The sequence below is a fragment of the Sinomonas sp. ASV486 genome (assembly GCF_030908215.1).
GTDB classification, from domain to species: Bacteria; Actinomycetota; Actinomycetes; order Actinomycetales; family Micrococcaceae; genus Sinomonas; species Sinomonas puerhi.
Genome location: NZ_JAVFJK010000004.1, coordinates 261,932 through 277,509, shown reverse-complemented (window position 1 = coordinate 277,509; position 15,578 = coordinate 261,932). Strand labels below are relative to the sequence as shown.

At 68.7% G+C, this 15,578-nt stretch carries 17 protein-coding genes; 9 read left to right on the top strand and 8 right to left on the bottom strand.

Annotated elements, in window-relative coordinates; all coding sequences use genetic code 11:
• Window positions 1-59 precede the first annotated feature (59 nt).
• Entirely contained in the window at window positions 60-818 is a 759-nt protein-coding gene (locus RBS60_RS07895) for a glucose 1-dehydrogenase (protein ID WP_307956995.1), read from the bottom strand.
• Between the two features lie 115 nt (window positions 819-933).
• Window positions 934-1,734, bottom strand: a complete 801-nt coding sequence (locus RBS60_RS07890) for an HAD-IIA family hydrolase (protein ID WP_307956994.1) — start codon at window positions 1,732-1,734, stop codon at window positions 934-936.
• Window positions 1,735-1,881: 147 nt separating this feature from the next.
• On the opposite strand from RBS60_RS07890, the gene RBS60_RS07885 reads away from it, so the two are divergent.
• The 4 genes from RBS60_RS07885 to RBS60_RS07870 all read left to right on the top strand — a co-directional run bounded on the left by RBS60_RS07885 (window position 1,882) and on the right by RBS60_RS07870 (window position 5,147).
• Entirely contained in the window at window positions 1,882-2,289 is a 408-nt protein-coding gene (locus RBS60_RS07885; RefSeq protein ID WP_307956993.1) for a TOBE domain-containing protein, read from the top strand.
• Between the two features lie 26 nt (window positions 2,290-2,315).
• Window positions 2,316-3,125, top strand: coding sequence for a molybdate ABC transporter substrate-binding protein (modA, locus tag RBS60_RS07880; RefSeq protein ID WP_307956992.1), 810 nt, complete (start codon window positions 2,316-2,318; stop codon window positions 3,123-3,125).
• A gap of 172 nt (window positions 3,126-3,297) precedes the next feature.
• Window positions 3,298-4,050, top strand: a complete 753-nt coding sequence (locus RBS60_RS07875) for an ABC transporter permease (RefSeq protein ID WP_374049248.1) — start codon at window positions 3,298-3,300, stop codon at window positions 4,048-4,050.
• The gene (locus RBS60_RS07870) at window positions 4,047-5,147 is read left to right on the top strand and encodes an ABC transporter ATP-binding protein (protein ID WP_307956991.1); all 1,101 of its coding nucleotides are present in this window, start codon (window positions 4,047-4,049) and stop codon (window positions 5,145-5,147) included. Before RBS60_RS07875 ends, RBS60_RS07870 begins: the two co-directional genes overlap by 4 nt.
• Window positions 5,148-5,150: 3 nt before the next feature.
• Here RBS60_RS07870 and RBS60_RS07865 read toward each other — a convergent pair whose 3' ends face one another.
• A complete protein-coding gene (locus RBS60_RS07865; RefSeq protein ID WP_307956990.1) occupies window positions 5,151-6,530 on the bottom strand; it encodes an MFS transporter in 1,380 nt (459 codons plus the stop codon).
• Window positions 6,531-6,730: 200 nt separating this feature from the next.
• On the opposite strand from RBS60_RS07865, the gene RBS60_RS07860 reads away from it, so the two are divergent.
• Together RBS60_RS07860 and RBS60_RS07855 are read left to right on the top strand one after the other, a co-directional pair.
• Window positions 6,731-7,318 carry a TrmH family RNA methyltransferase gene (locus RBS60_RS07860; protein WP_307957093.1) on the top strand — a complete coding sequence of 196 codons (588 nt, stop codon included), beginning with the start codon at window positions 6,731-6,733 and terminating at the stop codon, window positions 7,316-7,318.
• A 151-nt stretch (window positions 7,319-7,469) separates the two neighbouring features.
• A complete protein-coding gene (locus tag RBS60_RS07855) occupies window positions 7,470-8,138 on the top strand; it encodes a haloacid dehalogenase type II (protein ID WP_307956989.1) in 669 nt (222 codons plus the stop codon).
• Window positions 8,139-8,165: 27 nt separating this feature from the next.
• On the opposite strand, the gene RBS60_RS07850 is transcribed toward RBS60_RS07855, so the two are convergent.
• Genes RBS60_RS07850 through RBS60_RS07830 form a run of 5 tightly spaced genes read right to left on the bottom strand, consistent with a single transcriptional unit; the run spans window position 8,166 to window position 12,849 of the window.
• Entirely contained in the window at window positions 8,166-9,263 is a 1,098-nt protein-coding gene (locus RBS60_RS07850) for an MBL fold metallo-hydrolase (RefSeq protein WP_307956988.1), read from the bottom strand.
• On the bottom strand, window positions 9,263-10,015 hold the full coding sequence (locus tag RBS60_RS07845) for an SDR family oxidoreductase (protein WP_307956987.1): 753 nt from the start codon (window positions 10,013-10,015) through the stop codon (window positions 9,263-9,265). The genes RBS60_RS07850 and RBS60_RS07845 overlap by 1 nt, the downstream gene beginning before the upstream one ends.
• A 33-nt stretch (window positions 10,016-10,048) precedes the next feature.
• Entirely contained in the window at window positions 10,049-11,200 is a 1,152-nt protein-coding gene (locus tag RBS60_RS07840; RefSeq protein WP_307956986.1) for an alkene reductase, read from the bottom strand.
• Window positions 11,200-12,354, bottom strand: a complete 1,155-nt coding sequence (locus RBS60_RS07835) for an acyl-CoA dehydrogenase family protein (RefSeq protein ID WP_307956985.1) — start codon at window positions 12,352-12,354, stop codon at window positions 11,200-11,202. The genes RBS60_RS07840 and RBS60_RS07835 overlap by 1 nt, the downstream gene beginning before the upstream one ends.
• Before the next feature lie 3 nt (window positions 12,355-12,357).
• Window positions 12,358-12,849, bottom strand: coding sequence for a MaoC/PaaZ C-terminal domain-containing protein (locus RBS60_RS07830; protein ID WP_307956984.1), 492 nt, complete (start codon window positions 12,847-12,849; stop codon window positions 12,358-12,360).
• Between the two features lie 120 nt (window positions 12,850-12,969).
• Between RBS60_RS07830 and RBS60_RS07825 the strand changes: the two genes are divergently transcribed.
• Genes RBS60_RS07825 through RBS60_RS07815 form a run of 3 tightly spaced genes read left to right on the top strand, consistent with a single transcriptional unit; the run spans window position 12,970 to window position 15,512 of the window.
• The gene (locus tag RBS60_RS07825) at window positions 12,970-14,550 is read left to right on the top strand and encodes an acyl-CoA carboxylase subunit beta (RefSeq protein ID WP_307956983.1); all 1,581 of its coding nucleotides are present in this window, start codon (window positions 12,970-12,972) and stop codon (window positions 14,548-14,550) included.
• A 26-nt stretch (window positions 14,551-14,576) separates the two neighbouring features.
• The gene (locus RBS60_RS07820) at window positions 14,577-14,903 is read left to right on the top strand and encodes an EthD family reductase (RefSeq protein ID WP_307956982.1); all 327 of its coding nucleotides are present in this window, start codon (window positions 14,577-14,579) and stop codon (window positions 14,901-14,903) included.
• Window positions 14,904-14,918: 15 nt separating this feature from the next.
• On the top strand, window positions 14,919-15,512 hold the full coding sequence (locus RBS60_RS07815) for a TetR/AcrR family transcriptional regulator (RefSeq protein ID WP_307956981.1): 594 nt from the start codon (window positions 14,919-14,921) through the stop codon (window positions 15,510-15,512).
• Window positions 15,513-15,578: the final 66 nt, after the last annotated feature.

Below are 15,578 nucleotides of genomic sequence, written 5' to 3'. Positions count from 1 at the left end.
GGCGGCCGGCCACCCACAGGTGACCGGCCGCCGTCGTTCGCCGCATTCCCGTCCCAGCGTCACACGGTCGTGTACCCGCCGTCCACGAGGTAGTAGCCGCCCGTGATGAAGGACGCCTCGTCGGAGAGCAGGAACGTCACGAGATGAGCGACCTCCTCAGGCCTGCCGAGGCGTCCGAGGACATGCTTGCCCTTGAGGGCCTCCACGACCTCAGGGGAGAGGCTGTTGTCCAGGAGCGGGGTATGGATGTAGCCGGGGCCTACCGAATTGATGCGCAGTCCCTGCGGCCCGTACTCGGCGGCGGCGTTCTTCGTGATGCCCACGACCCCGTGCTTCGCGGCCGTGTAGGCGCCGCTGCCGATGGCCGCGACGGTGCCGTGGATCGAGGCCATGTTCACGATCGAGCTGCCTTCGGCGCCGGCCTTGAGCATCTCGGGGATCTGGTAGCGCATCCCGTAGAGCACGCCGTTGAGGTTGATGCCGATGACCCGGTCCCAGTCGTCGAGGTCCGTCTCGCCCGCGGGGGCGGCGTTGCCGCCGATCCCCGCATTGTTGACGGCGTAGTTCAGCTTGCCGTACGTCTCGACGGCAAACTGGACCGACTTCTCGGAGTCCTCCTTCTTGGAGGTGTCGGCCTTGAACGCGGAGGCGACGCCGCCCGCGTCGGCGATCTCTTGGGCGACGCGCTGGGCGGCCTCGAGGTTGATGTCGGTCAGGACAACGCTCGCGCCCTTCGCCGCGAGTTCCTTGCCGATTGCCTCGCCGAGGCCCGAGCCCCCACCCGTCACGAGAGCTACCTTGCCGGTGAACTGTGCCATGTCGATCTCCTCTGCTATCGCTGGATCAGTCTCTGTCTGCTTCAGCAAAGGTTGAAGGATCGATATTTCCCGGACCGGAGTCTCGTTGGCGACACGCCTCCGTGATCCACCAGACTCACAGCTGCGTCAACAGCTCCGCGACCGAGCCGAGTACCTGGTTGGGCCGGAACGGGAACGCGGAAATGTCTTCCTCCCGCGTGATGCCCGAGAGCACGAGGACGGTGTGCAGCCCGGCCTCCATGCCCGCGATGATGTCAGTGTCCATGCGGTCGCCGATCATCGCGGTCGTCTCGGAATGCGCGTCGATCTGGTTCATTGCGGAGCGGAACATCATGGGATTCGGCTTGCCCACCGTGTACGGCTCGCGGCCGGTGGCCTTCGTGATGAGAGCTGCTATCGCACCCGTAGCAGGCAGGACGCCGTCCCGCGAGGGGCCGGTCGCGTCCGGGTTGGTCGCGATGAAGCGGGCCCCGTCGAGGATGAGGCGGATCGCCGTGGTGATCGCGTTGAACGAGTACGTGCGCGTCTCGCCGAGCACCACGTAGTCCGGGTCCTGGTCGGTGAGGATCATCCCGGCCTCGTGGAGCGCCGTCGTGAGTCCCGCCTCGCCGATCACGTAGATACGCGCGCCCGGCATCTGGTCCTTGAGGAATACCGCGGTGGCCAGCGCCGACGTCCAGATGTTCTCCTCCGGAATGGACAGGCCCGAGGTCTGGAGGCGCGCGGCGAGGTCGCGCGGGGTGTAGATCGAGTTGTTCGTCAGGACGAGGAAGCGGCGCGACGTGTCGACCCAGCGCTGGATGAGCTCCGCGGCGCCCGGGATCGCGTGGTTCTCATGGACGAGCACGCCGTCCATATCGGTCAGCCAGCACTCGATGTCCTCGCCGCTGCGGTACGTGACGATCGTTTCACTCATGGACGGCTCCTGATCGGGAGGTGAGGGGACGCGCACGACGGCGGACGCACCCTCAGTCTTCCATCCCGCCTTAAGTCTGGGCTATGTTTCCGCATCTGCGGAGTATTTTGCTGGATCGAACCGCAATCGCGGAACTAGACTCAGACGATGGGCCTCATCCGCATCTCCGACGCAGCCCGCCTCACCGGCGTCTCCGACGACACGGTCCGCCGTTGGGTCGACGCTGGCACCCTCACTGCCCACAAGGACGACTCTGGTCGCGCTGCCGTTGACGGCGCGGAGCTCGCCGCGCACGCCCGCGGCATCGCGGCGGCGACGCCGGATTCCTCGGGGGTGGCCCGATCGGCGCGGAACCAGTTCACCGGGCTCGTGACCGAGGTGACCGTGGACAAGGTCATGGCGCAGGTCGAGATGCAGTGCGGGCCGCACCGCATCGTGTCCCTCATGAGCTCCGAGGCCGTGCGCGAGCTCGGACTTGAGCCTGGGTCCGTCGCGACCGCCGTCGTCAAGGCAACGACCGTGATCGTCGAGACGGCTTCAGGGCGTGCGCTGTGACGGCGCGCCCCGTGAGAACGGGCCCCGTGAGGGCGCGCCTCGGCGCGCTCGCGGGCCTGCTCGCCTTGCTCTCTGCGGGGCTGCTCACTGCGTGCGGAAGCACGACGGCGGGTGGTGCGGCCGCGTCGTCGTCCGCCGTCAGCACGGGACGGCACACCATCACCGTGTTCGCCGCCGCATCCCTCAAGCAGACGTTCACGCTCCTGGGCAAGCAGTTCGAGGCCGCGCACCCCGGGACGACCGTGGCATTCAGCTTCGCGGGGTCCTCGGACCTTGCTGCGCAGATCGCCCAGGGGGCCCCGGCCGACGTGTTCGCTTCGGCGGACACCAAGAACATGGACAAGGTCACCGGACCCAGGCTCGCCGACGGCGCGGCCAATGACTTCGCGACCAATGTGCTCACGATCGCTGTCCGGCCGGGCAACCCGTCCGGGGTCACGGGTCTTGAGGACCTCGCGAAGCCCGGCGTGAAGCTCGTGGAGTGCGCGGCCCAGGTGCCGTGCGGGTCAGCGGCGCAGGCGGCCGCACGGGCGGCAGGCAACGGGGCCGGTGTGACCTTGAAGCCGGTGTCCGAGGAGTCCAATGTGACGGACGTGCTCGGCAAGGTCATCTCCGGCGAGGCCGACGCTGGCCTCGTGTACGTCACGGACGTCAAGGGTGCCTCCGGGAAGGTCGACTCGGTGCCGTTCCCCGAGGCCTCGGCGGCCGTGAACCACTATCCGATCGCCGTGCTGCGCGACTCGAAGGACAAGGACACCGCCCGCGCCTTCGTTGCCTATGTTTCCAGCCCCGAGGGACGGAAGGTGCTCGCGGATGCCGGATTCGGCGCCCCCTGACCCCGGTACGCAGGGACGTGACCCCGGATCGTTGGGACGTGACCCCGCATCGTCGGGACGTGACCCCGGGTCCGGATTAGGACGCGGGGTCACCTTTCAGCGACGCGGTGTCACCTTTCAGCGATCTGGGGTCAGGTCCCGTGGGTTCACGGGTCTCCCGGGGTGGATCTGGGTGCCTGCGGCGGTGGGCGCGCTCTTCGTCGTTGTGCCGCTCGTCGGAATCCTGGCCCGTGTGGACTGGGCCCACTTCGCTTCGCTGGTCACCTCGGGATCCTCACTCGCCGCCCTCCGGCTGAGCCTCGAAACCGCGGTGGCGAGCGCCGTCGTCGTCCTTGTCTTAGGCGTGCCGATGGCCATGGCCCTCGCGCGAGGCAACGTGCCGGGGCTGCGTTGGCTGCGAGCGCTTGTACTCCTGCCGCTCGTCCTGCCGCCCGTGGTCGGCGGCCTCGCGCTCCTCTACACGTTCGGGCGCCTGGGCCTCGTAGGCCGCTGGTTGGACGTGGCCGGCGTCCAGATTGCCTTCACCACCACGGCGGTGGTGATGGCGCAGGCCTTCGTGTCGCTGCCGTTCCTCGTCGTCTCACTCGAGGGCGCGCTGCGCACGGCGGGCGGGCGGTACGAGGCCGTCGCCGCGACGCTCGGAGCGACCCCCACCCATACGTTTCGCCGCGTCACCCTGCCGCTCGTGCTCCCGGGCCTCGCGTCCGGACTCGTCCTCGCGTTCGCGCGCAGCCTCGGCGAGTTCGGCGCGACGCTGACGTTCGCGGGCAGCCTCCAGGGCGTCACGCGGACGCTTCCCCTCGAGGTGTACCTGCAGCGCGAGACCGACCCGGACGCCGCCGTGGCACTGGCTTTGGTGCTCGTCGCGGTCGCGGCCGCCGTCGTCGGCCTCGCCTACGGCCGACGGGCGGGGGGACTGCGGTGAGCTTCCTGACGGTCGACGCCGGCCTGGCCGCCCGCGGTGTGCACCTCGCGGTCGGCGTGGCGGAGGGCGAGACGGTGGCGGTGATGGGGCCCAACGGCGCCGGGAAGTCGACGCTCTTCGGCCTGTGCGCCGGGCTCCTGCGGCCCGACTCGGGCCGGGTGGCGCTGGGTGGTCGAGTCCTCGCCGACGCCCGCGGCACCTGGATCCCGCCCCACCGGCGGGGGGTCGCGCTGCTCGCGCAGGAGCCGCTGCTGTTCCCGCACCTGAGCGTGCTCGAGAACGTGGCCTTCGCCCCCCGCGCGGCGGGCGCCTCCCGCGCGACAGCACGGACCGCCGCCGAGTACTGGCTCGGCGAGGTCGACGCCGCGGACCTCGCCTCCCGCCGGCCCGCCCAGCTCTCGGGCGGTCAGGCGCAGCGGGTCGCGATCGCACGGGCTCTCGCCGCCGAGCCGCGCGTCCTTCTGCTCGACGAGCCATTCGCCGCGCTCGACGTCGCCGCGGCCCCGGCCCTGCGTCGGCTCCTGCGCCGGGTCCTCACGGGCCGGACTGCGCTCGTCGTGACGCATGAGCCGCTCGATGCGCATCTGCTGGCCGATCGGGTCGTGGTGCTCGAGGGCGGCCGGGTCGCTGAGTCCGGCCCGACGGCCGAGCTGCTCGAACGCCCCCGAAGCCCTTTCGCTGCGGGGCTCGCCGGGCTCAACTTCCTCCGCGGGCGCGCCGTCGTCTGGGGCCCAACCGCGCGCACGACGCCGCCCGGCCACCTTCGCGTCGACGGCCTCGGCGAGGTGTCGGGCACGGTCCCGGACGGTGCCGACACCCCTGCCGCGGGCGAGGAGGCGATCGCCGTGTTCCGTCCGGCGGATGTCTCCGTGTTCCGGCCAGAGAGCGCCCCGCACGGATCGCCTCGGAACGCGTGGGCCGCTGCGGTCCGCGAGCTCGAGCCGCGGGGCGCCCAGGTGCGGGTCCACTGCGACGCGGGCAGCCACGTGATCGTCGCGGACCTGACCCCCGCTGCCGCCGCCGAGCTCGATCTGGGCCCGGACGTCGCCGTCGTGCTCGTGGCGAAGGCGGCGGCAGTGTCGGTGTACGCGGCGTAGGCCTCAGCGAGGAGCGTCGCTGCTCCCGGCGGCCGCTTGACTGCTGGCGGCCTCAACCGCGGCCGCAGCCCTCACTCGTGTCTTGGGGCCGAAGAATGCGACCGCGAGCGCGCCCACGAGCCAGGTTCCCGCGATGAAGATGAAGACGCTCTGGTATCCGCTGCCGTTGTAGAGCGCGGCGATGATGAGCGGCCCAACGGCGTTGGAGAGTCGCCCCAAGCCGTATGAGACGCCGGTGCCGAGTGAACGGGCCCTGGTATCGAAGAGCTCCGGCGAGTAGGCGTAGGCCACGGCGGTGTAGCCGCGCTCGAACATGTTCACGAGGAAGCCGAAGGCGACGATCATGATCGGGTTGAACGTGAGGCCGTACAGCAGGCCACTGATCGCGATGGCTGTCCCGAAGACTGCGAGGGACCACTTCCGCTCGAAGCGGTCGGAAACGAGGGCGGCGATGAAGGATCCGAGGGGAGCCCCCACCGTGGTGAGGGCCACGTAGAAGATCGAGCTCTCAACGCTGAAGCCCTGCTTGGAGAGCAGCGTCGGAGCCCAGCTCGAGTAGCCGAAGAAGCCGATGGTCTGTGTCACCCAGAGGAGGGAGAGGAGAAGGGTCGGCGCAAGGTACTTCTTCTGCAGCAGCATCCTGACGTGGGCCTTCGCCTGGGGCGCGACCGCCACCGGTGCCTCCGGCGCGGGGAGGGGGCCCTTCTCCGCTGACACCATGTCTTCGATCTCGCGGAGGACCTCGTCGGCGCGCTCGGGCATGCCCATGCTCTCGTACCAGCGGGGTGATTCCTTGAGGTGCCGGATGAACAGGACGAAGAACAGTCCCATGGCGCCCCACAGGTAGACCAGTCGCCACGACCAGTCGGAGAGCGGGACGACGGCGCTCGCAATGAGATTGGTGACCGGAGTGCCGCAGATGCCGATCACGATGGCGTAGGCCTGGTACTTGCCCCGGACGGCCGCGGGGAACAGTTCGCTCACATAGATGACGGCCACCACGGTCATCGCCGAGAGGCCTGCGGAGGTCAGGACCCGGAAGAACCCGAGGGACACGACGTCCCAGGAGAAGACTGACGTGAGGGAGAAGACCGCGAACCAGACGGTGGTCCACGTCAGTGCCTTCTTGCGGCCCCAGCGGTCGGCGATCCAGCCCGCCGCGAGGGATCCGAGGAACATGCCGACGAAGGACAGGGAGGTCACGTAGGCGATCTGGTCCACCGTGACGCCCCAGAGCTTGATGAGCTTCGGAGCCGTGGTGGCGAAGGTGTTGGTGTCCGCGAACTCGAAGAAGTAGGCGAAGGAGACGGCCAAGAGGGTGATCTTGTGGAAGCGAGAAATGGGCAGTCGGTTGAGACGGCTCACGACGTTGGGATTCTGCATTGAAGCCCTTTCGCGGATGTCGACAGTGATGGGACGAGGACGAGCCTAGGTGGGAACAAAATTGTTGACAAACCTCCATGGGTGTCAGGGGCCGCCACGACTACGCTTGTCCGGTGACTGAACAGCGCGAGGAGGACGCCGCCGTCGTGCGCGGGGATGGCGAGCGGGAACACGTGGTGGGAGTCGGACCGTGGAAGGGCATGTGGCCCGAGGGCGAGCACTGGGACCCCGAGCTGCTCGCGCACGGAGACCGCCGCAACGTCCTGGACAAGTACCGGTACTGGACGCATGAGGCGATCGTCGCGGAGCTGGACACGCGGCGGCACGAGTACCATGTGGCGATCGAGAACTGGCAGCACGATCTCAACATCGGCACCGTGGTGCGCACCGCGAACGCGTTCCTCGCCAAGGAGGTGCACATCATCGGACGACGGCGATGGAACCGCCGCGGCGCGATGGTCACCGACCGCTACCAGCACGTCCGGCACCATCCCACGGTCGAGGACTTCGTCGAATGGGCGCGGTCCGAAGACCTGCCGATCCTCGGGGTGGACATCTTCCCCGACTCGGTGCCGCTCGAGACCTATGAGCTTCCACGGCGATGCGTGCTCGTGTTCGGTCAGGAGGGGCCGGGGCTCACGCCGGAGGTGCATGCGGCGGCAGAGGCGACGCTCTCGATCGAGCAGTTCGGTTCGACCCGGTCCATCAATGCGGCGTCGGCGGCAGCGATCGCGATGCACGCGTGGGTGCGGCGGTGGGAGTTCGGGCAGCACGCGACCGGTGGGTGAGCGGAGCGGGACTGGGGGCCCGCGTGGTTGCGGATCCCGCCGTCGTGCGCTGCGTAGCTCCTACGAGGCCGACCACGACGCGAGAGGTTCCGCAGCCCCCGGGACACCTGACACACTGGCATTCCCTGAGCGCCTACGAAGGGACGCCTCCATGGCTAACACCCCGAGCATCATCGTCTTCGACGTCAACGAGACCCTCTCCGACATGTCTCCGATGGGGGAGCGGTTCGCCGACGCCGGGGCCCCCGCATATCTCGCCAAACAGTGGTTCGCCTCTCTTCTGCGGGACGGCTTCGCCCTCGCGGCGACCGGTGATTCGGCCGGCTTTGCGGCGGTCGGCATCGAGCTCCTCACGCCGTTGCTCGACGCCGCCGGAGTCGCCGACCCCGGACAGGCCGCGCAGCGGCTCGCTTCATCGGTCGCGGATCTGCCGCTGCACCCCGACGTGGTCGACGGCGTTCGCTCCCTCCGCGACGCGGGGCATTCTCTGGTGACGCTCACCAACGGCTCCGCCAAAGTCGCCGAAAAGCTCTTCACCGCGGCTGGAATCCTGGACGCGTTCGAGAAGCTGCTCTCGGTCGAGGATGCGCCCGCGTGGAAGCCGCATCCGGCGTCATACCGGTATGCCGCCGAGGCCTGCGGGAAGCGCCCGGAGGAGATGCTGCTCGTCGCAGTCCACCCGTGGGACATCCACGGCGCCGCGCGGGCCGGCCTCCGCACGGCGTGGGTGAGCAGGGACGGCTCCCCGTACCCGCGCTACTTTACGGCGCCGGACATCACCATCACATCGCTGGATCAGCTCGTCGGCGCGCTTGCCTGAAGGTCGACGGCCGGACGCCTTTGAAGGTCAAGTGCACTCGACCAGCACGGCGGGGCCGTTTCGACTGTGCTCAACGCCGGTGGGCTGCTGAACCACCGTATCGATGCCGGTCACGAGACCGAGCAATGCCAGATGCTGGAGGTGGGCTGCGGTCTCGCTGAGCGCGAGTCGGAACTGGAGCCGATGCAGGGAATCGAACCCTCGCGACCATGAGATGTCCCGGGCCACGGAGTAGACGGTAGGGTCGGGTTGCACGGACGCAGCCTCGCGGACCTGCCGCGAGCGCTCCTCGGTCGCCACGCGCAGCTGCCGCGCCCGGAGGCCGGGCCCCCGGAACCGGTATTCGTGGGCAGGCAGGACCTCGTAGTGGTCGGCCAGCTCGACGCGCTGGAGAGAGCGAACGTAGCTCCCGACGGGGTCGGGGTCGCCTCGGATCTCGAGCGAGACGTTCGGCGTGATCCGGGGAAGGAGATGATCGCCGCTGAGGAACACCGCGCGGTTGGCCAGCTCGAGGCAGAGATGCCCGGGCGTGTGCCCTGGCGTCTCGATGACGCGGATCGGGTCGTGGCCCGACAGTGCGGCGCCGAACGGCACCGCGTCCCCGGACGCAAGGCGGAAGTCCGCGTCGGCCAAGCCGCGCAGGTGCTCGAGGCCCTTGACGGTCATTGCCCCCTCGGCGACCCGCGACTCGGGCACGCCCCAGCGCCGCATGCGCTCGCGGTCCAGCTCGACCTCCTCGCGCGCGTCCTCGTAGACCGACAAATACCGGCGCTCCGCCTCACCGAGCCCGATGGGCGCCCCGGACACCCGCGAGAGCCGGCATGCCATGCCGAGATGGTCGGTGTGGAAGTGCGTCGCGATGATGCAGGTGACCTCCCCGGCGCCGATGCCGGCAGCACCGAGGCCAGCCGTGAGATGCCCCCAGCCCTCGTCGCTGTCGAAGCCGGGGTCTACGACGAGGCATTCATCGCCCTCGACGAGCACGTAGCTCAGCGTGTAGCGCATGGGGTTGCCCGGGAATGGGATCGGGACGGACCAGAGCCCGTCGTCGAGCCGCTCAACTGGCGGGAATGCCTTCGCGAGCCACGCTTCACGCTGGGCTGTGCCCGTGACCTCGACAGCCATCAGGCGTGCTGCGGGTCGAAGAGCCGGAAGATCTGCGTCGCGCCGCCGTCGATCACGAGGTCGGCGCCGTTGATGCTGCGGGCGTCGTCGGTGAGCACGAAGGCGATGAGCGCCCCGATCTCCTCGGGTTCAACGACCCGACCAGTGGGAACCTTGTTCGGCACCTGGTCGCGGACCTCCTGGATGACCATCTGGGTGTCGACCACCCCCGGGCACACGGAGTTGACGGTGATCCCGGTGCCCCAGAAGTCCATAAGCAGCGACCGGGTGAGGTTGGAGAGCCCGGCCTTCGACGCCGCGTAGCTCGGGTAGGGGTACCCGGTGGTACCCGCGATGGAGGAGATGTTGACGATTCGGCCGAAGTCGGCGTCGAGCATGTCTTGCGCGAACTCGCGGATCACGGCGAACGGGCCTACGAGGTTGATGTCGAGTACCTTCGCGAATGAGGCGGCATCGTGGTCCAGAAGCATCTTGCGGTCAAGCACGCCGGCGGCGTTGACGATGGCCTGGACGGCCCCGACCTGCTCGAGGGCGTCGCGGCGCAGGCGCTTGACGTCGTCGGGTGTCGTGACGTCCGCGGCGAACGCGAACGCCTTCCCGCCATCTGACCGCACTGCCTCGGCGGCGGCTTCGGCACGCTCGGCGTCGATGTCCACGCACAGGAGCGTGTGCCCGGCGTCGGCGAGGCGTCGGTTGATGCCGCGGCACATTCCGCCGCCGGCACCGGTGATGAGGACGTTGAGACTGCGCAAGGCGGCCTTCCTTTCGTGGTCAGCGTGGTTTCTTCAGGAGGCGAGGCTGGGAACGGCGTGCGGGTTGTCGGGGTGGAGTGGGTAGTCGGTGTAGCCGGCCTCCCCGCCGCCGTAGAGCCCCTCACGCCGGAGCGGCTCAAGCTCGGCGCCGGCCTGAAAGCGGTATGGAAGGTCCGGGTTGGCGATGAACAGCCGGCCGAACCCTACGAGGTCCGCGGTCCCGGCCTCGATGCGGGCCGCGGCCGACTCCGCTGTGTGCCCGCCGGTCACGATCACTGGACCGGCGAAGTGCGCCGCGAGATCGCTGGTAGGTACGACGGCGGCTCGGTCGCCTTCCACATCGACCGAACCAGCGATCCCGGGCTCGACGAAGTGGAGATAGGCGAGACCCCGCGCCGAAGCCAGCCGCACGACGGCCGAGTACACCCCGCGCTTATCCGGATCCCGCATGTCCATCCACGTGGACGACGGCGAGAGCCTCAGCCCCACGCGGTCCATCGGCATGCCCTCTGCGAGCGCATCGAGGATCTCGGCGAGGAACCGGACCCGATTGCTGAAGGTGCCCCCGTACCGGTCGGTGCGCCCGTTCGAGCTCGCGTTGAGGAACTGGTCGATGAGGTAGCCGTTCGCGCCGTGGAGCTCGACGCCGTCGAACCCCGCATCGAGCGCATTCCGCGCGGCCGCAGCGAACTGCGCCACGATCTCGGCGATGCCCGCTTCGGTGAGCTCGCGCGGCACCTCGAATGGGATGCGTCCGGCGGGGGAGCGGTACAGGTCGCCGATGATCGGGATGGCCGACGGCGCGCACGGCGGCAGGCCGTCGGGCTGCACCATGGAGTGGGCCTGACGGCCGACGTGCCACAGCTGTGCGTAGACGAGGGCGCCCCGGCCCTTCGCGGCCGCGACGACCGGCTTCCACGCCTCAACCTGCCTGGCCGTGTACAGCCCCGGAACGCGAGCGTACGAGGCCCCCTGGGGCGAGACGACGGTCCCCTCCGACACCACAAGCCCTGCGCCGGACCGCTGGCGGTAGTACTCGGCCATGAGCGGCGTGGGCACGCCGTCCTGGGTGGCCCTGCTGCGGGTCAGGGGCGCGAGCACAATCCTGTTCGGGGCGTCGAGGCCGCCAATCACGGCGGACTCGAACAACCGGTCGAGGGTGGGCGCAGCTTTCGCGGCGGCCATCAGTACGACCTCGGCAGGCCGAGCATCTTCTCGCCCAAGTAGTTGCGGATCATCTCGTCGGTCAGCGGTGCGAACGTGTAGAGCCGCGCGTCGCGGAAGTACCGCTGCATGGGCAGTTCGCGCGCGTAGCCCCAGCCGCCCATGAGCCGCATCCCGGCGTCGGTGGTGAAGGTCGCTGCCTCGGAGGCGGCAAGCTTCGCGAGCGCTGAGTCGACGTCGCCGCTAGGGTCCCCGGCCTCGGCTGCCCTCACAGCGCGCTCGAGGAGCAGCACGGCGGACTCGATCTTGAGCCGGGCGTCCACGAGGGAGTGCTGGAGGGCCTGGAACGCGCCGATGGGTCGACCGAAGGCCTCGCGGGACTTGGCCCAGTCGAGCGCGACGTCGAACGCGCCGCGCGCGATGCCGAGGGCCACGGCCGCGGCGTTGAGACGCTCGCCGTTGAGCGTGCCGATCACCTGGCGGAAGCCGCGGTCGGGCTCTCCGAGCACGTTGGCCGCCGGGACGCGGACGTCGTCGAGGAAGATGTCCGTCTGGGCGAGACTGCGGATGCCCATGGTGTCGATCTCGCGTGTCTCGATGCCGGGCGTGGAGCGGGGCACGATGAAGGTCGTGATGCCCCCTATCGCCGATGTCCCGATTTCGGTGGTCCGCGCGAGCAGCAGCATGTAGCCACAGTCCATGGCCCCGCCGATCCACCGCTTGCGTCCGGAGATCGAGTACGAGCCGTCGGGCAGGCGCGTCGCGGTGGTCTTCATGGCGCGCGCGACGTCTGTGCCGCCGTCGGGCTCGCTGAGCGCGAAGGAGGCGTGGACGTCGCCAGCGAGCAGGGGCGCAAGGTGCGCGTCCTTTTGCGCTGGCGTGCCGTGGGCAGAGAGGAGTTGGACGGCCATGTACTGCACCACGAACGCCACGGCCATCGAGGTCGGGCCCGCTGCGAGCTCGGTCAGGACTGCGGCCTGGTGCGCGTGGCTGAGCTTGCCCGAGTCGTCGAGGGCCCCGGAGAGGAGTCCGGCGTGGGCGAGCGCATGGAACAGCTCGTGGTCGAAGCGTTCGGCCTCGTCGAACTCCCGGACACGGTTCGCTGGGGCGTGCTCGGAGATCACGGCGCGGACGACGTCGGTCGCGGCCTTGGGTTGCCGGGTCACGGTTGTCATGGGTTACCGCCCCACCAGGAAGCTGCTCGTGAACGTCATGACGGTGCTGCCGTCCTGCTTGACCACCACGTAGTCGAGGGTCCACAGGCCCACGTCCGGTTTCTTGGTCTCGCGGGCCACCCGCACGGTCGCCTCGACGTGGATCGTGTCCCCGATGAACACGGGTTGTACGGCGCGGACCTCGTCGAGCCCGAGCCATGCGGCGACGTTGGAGAAGTAGCCGGTCTGGGTGAGCAGGCCGAGCCCCACCGAGAGCGTGAGCGGCCCGTGGCCGATCCGGCGGCCGAAGGGGGTCTGGGAGGCGTACTGCTCGTCGAGGTGGAGCGAGACCCAGTCGCCGGTGAGCCCCGCCCACTGGACCAGATGTGCCTCCGTGACCGTGATGCCGGGACTGTCAACGCGGTCGCCCTCCACGAGCGCGTCCCACTTGTGGTTCGGCCTGCCTTTCGGGGCGGCCATCCGGACCGCGGCAAGGTCGTCATCGAATGCCTGCATGTCGCTCCTCGAATCTGTAGGAAGGCTACGTGCCCTCGACATCCAGACTAGACTAGCGAGCGCTTGTTCGTATACTGGTGAAGTCAATTTCTTTTCAGTGGATTCACCTCGGAGGCCCACATGAGCACGTCCACGATTCCTACGGCAGCGGATCTCGGCGCCGCGGAGCCGGCCAAGACCGTCCACGAGCTTTTGGCGGAGAAGACCGAGCAGGCCAGGCTCGGCGGCCCGGAGAAGAACCGCCGCAAGATCATCGAGTCCGGCAAGCTGCTTGTACGCGAACGGCTCGCGCTCCTATTCGACGATAACGAGTACATCGAGGACGGACTCCTGGCCCGCTTCGAGGACGGGCTGCCCGGTGACGCCGTCGTCATTGCCTTCGGCCGCGTCGATGGCCGCGAAGTCTGCGTCATCGCCAACGACTTCAGCGTCAAGGCCGGCACGTGGGGCAACCGCACCTTCGAGAAGATCACCGCCGCGCAGGACAAGGCCGTCGCCGCGGGTATCCCCCTCATCTACCTTTTCGACTCCGCCGGCGCACGCATCGACGAGCAGTTCGAGAGCTTCGCCGGCCGCCACGCGTGGGGCAACATCTTCTACAACCAGGTCCAGATCTCCGGCCGCGTCCCTCAGGTCTGCGCCCTCTTCGGCCCCTCGCCCGCCGGATCCGCGTACGTCCCGGCTCTCTGCGACCTCACGATCATGGTCCGCGGCCACGCGACCGCCTATCTCGGGTCCCCGCGTCTGGCCGAGATGGTCACGGGCGAGAAGGTCACGCTCGAGGAGATGGGCGGCGCCGAGATGCACTGCACCGTGTCCGGCCTCGGCGATGTGCTCGTCGAGGACGACGCCGAGGCTATCGCGGCCCTCCGAGTCTGGCTGTCCTTCTTGCCGTCTAACTGGGAGCAGCCCGCGCCCATCGCGCCGTCGGTCGCGCCGCGCGAGGGCCGCACCCTCGAGGAGATCGTGCCGCTGCGCGAGGCGGAGGTCTTCGACATGGAGGAGTTCGTCGAGTCGCTCGTCGACGAGGGCACCTGGTTCCCCTACAAGGAGCTCTTCGCCCCCGAGATGCTCACCGGGTTCGCCCGCATCGGCGGCCGCCCCGTGGGGCTCGTGGGCAACCAGCCTAAGCACATGGGCGGATCGATCTTCCCCGACTCCTCGGACAAGGCCGCCCGCTTCATCTGGATCTGCAACGCCTACAACATCCCGATCATCTTCCTTGTGGACATCGCCGGCTACATGATCGGCTCTGCGGTGGAGCGTCAGGGCATCATCCGGCACGGGGCGAAGATGATCTTCGCCGTCTCAGAGTGCCGCGTCCCGCGCATCACCGTACTCGTCCGCAAGGCATACGGCGGCGGCTACCTGGCTATGTCGGGCGCACCGATGAATCCCGACGCGGTTATCGCGCTCCCCACGGCGCGCCCTGCCCTCATGGGCCCCGACGCCGCAGTCAACGGGATCTACTACAACCAGATCCACGAGATCGAGGACCCGGAGGAGCGCAGGGCCTTCATCGCGGAGAAGCACGCCGAGTACGCCGAGGGCATCGACGTCTTCAAGATCGCCAACGCGAACGCGGTCGAGGCCGTCGTCCCGGCCAATGACCTCCGGAACGACCTCTCGCGCCGGCTCGATCTGTACGGGCGCCGCAAGGCGGTCCCGGTCGAGCGCCGCCAGGCCGTCACCCCCGTCTGAGTCATCTGGTCTGAGCGGAGAAGAGCATGATCAAGGTTGTCGCTGTCCTCAACGCCAAGCCCGGCATCAGCCGGGAGGAGTTCCTCCACAAATGGAACGTGGAGCACCCCATCCTCGTCCGCAGGCTCCCTGGCCTGCGGAGGTACCGCCAGAACCCCGCGATCGAGCACCGCAAGCAATGGCCGTTCAGTGGCATGGCTGAGCTGTGGTTCGACACAGTCGCCGACGTCAAGGTCGCCTACGGGGGGCCTGAGGCCGCAGAGGTCTTCGCCCACGAGGATGAGTTCCTCGAGCGGATGCAATGGTTCCTCGCCGACGAGGTCGAGATCGACATCCGCGGTGAGAATCGCTAGCCGGAACCTGTCAAGATGAGCGTCACTAGCCCCGAGGCGGACACCCTGACGGCCATCCGGAGGGCCGCCGCGAGGCTCTTCTATGAGCATGGCTACAACGCGACGACGCTGCGGCAGATTGCCGCGGACGCGGGCCTCAAGGTCGGCAGCCTCTACTACCACATCGCTTCCAAGGAATCCCTGCTCCTGGACATCATGTGCGGGGCGCTCGACGATCTCCACCGGGACGTTCTCGAGACCATTGCGGCGCATGTCGGCGAGGTGGATCGTCTGATGGTCGCCGTCGAGTCGCACATCCGGTTCCATGCCGAGCGCGGCCCCGAGGTTTTCGTGGGCAACACCGAGCTGCGGGCCCTTTCCAACGCGGGCCGTCGTGTCGTGGTAGCCAAGCGCGAGGGGTACGAGCAGTTCATGCTGGGACTGGTCGAGGCCGTCGTGGCCGCCGGCGAGGCCGATTCCATCGATCCGCGGGTCCACCTCTACAGCCTCTTCGCGCACGCGGCCCATGTGGCCGGGTGGTTCCGCGGAGAAGGCCGCATTGGCGTCGCCGATCTCGGCCGGGCCTACGCCGAACTGGCCCTGCGGGGGCTCGGGATCACGAAGCATTGAACATCAACGGTATCTAACGTACGCTTGTTCGTAAGAATGGAACTCACGTGGTTCCAGGCGCCGAGC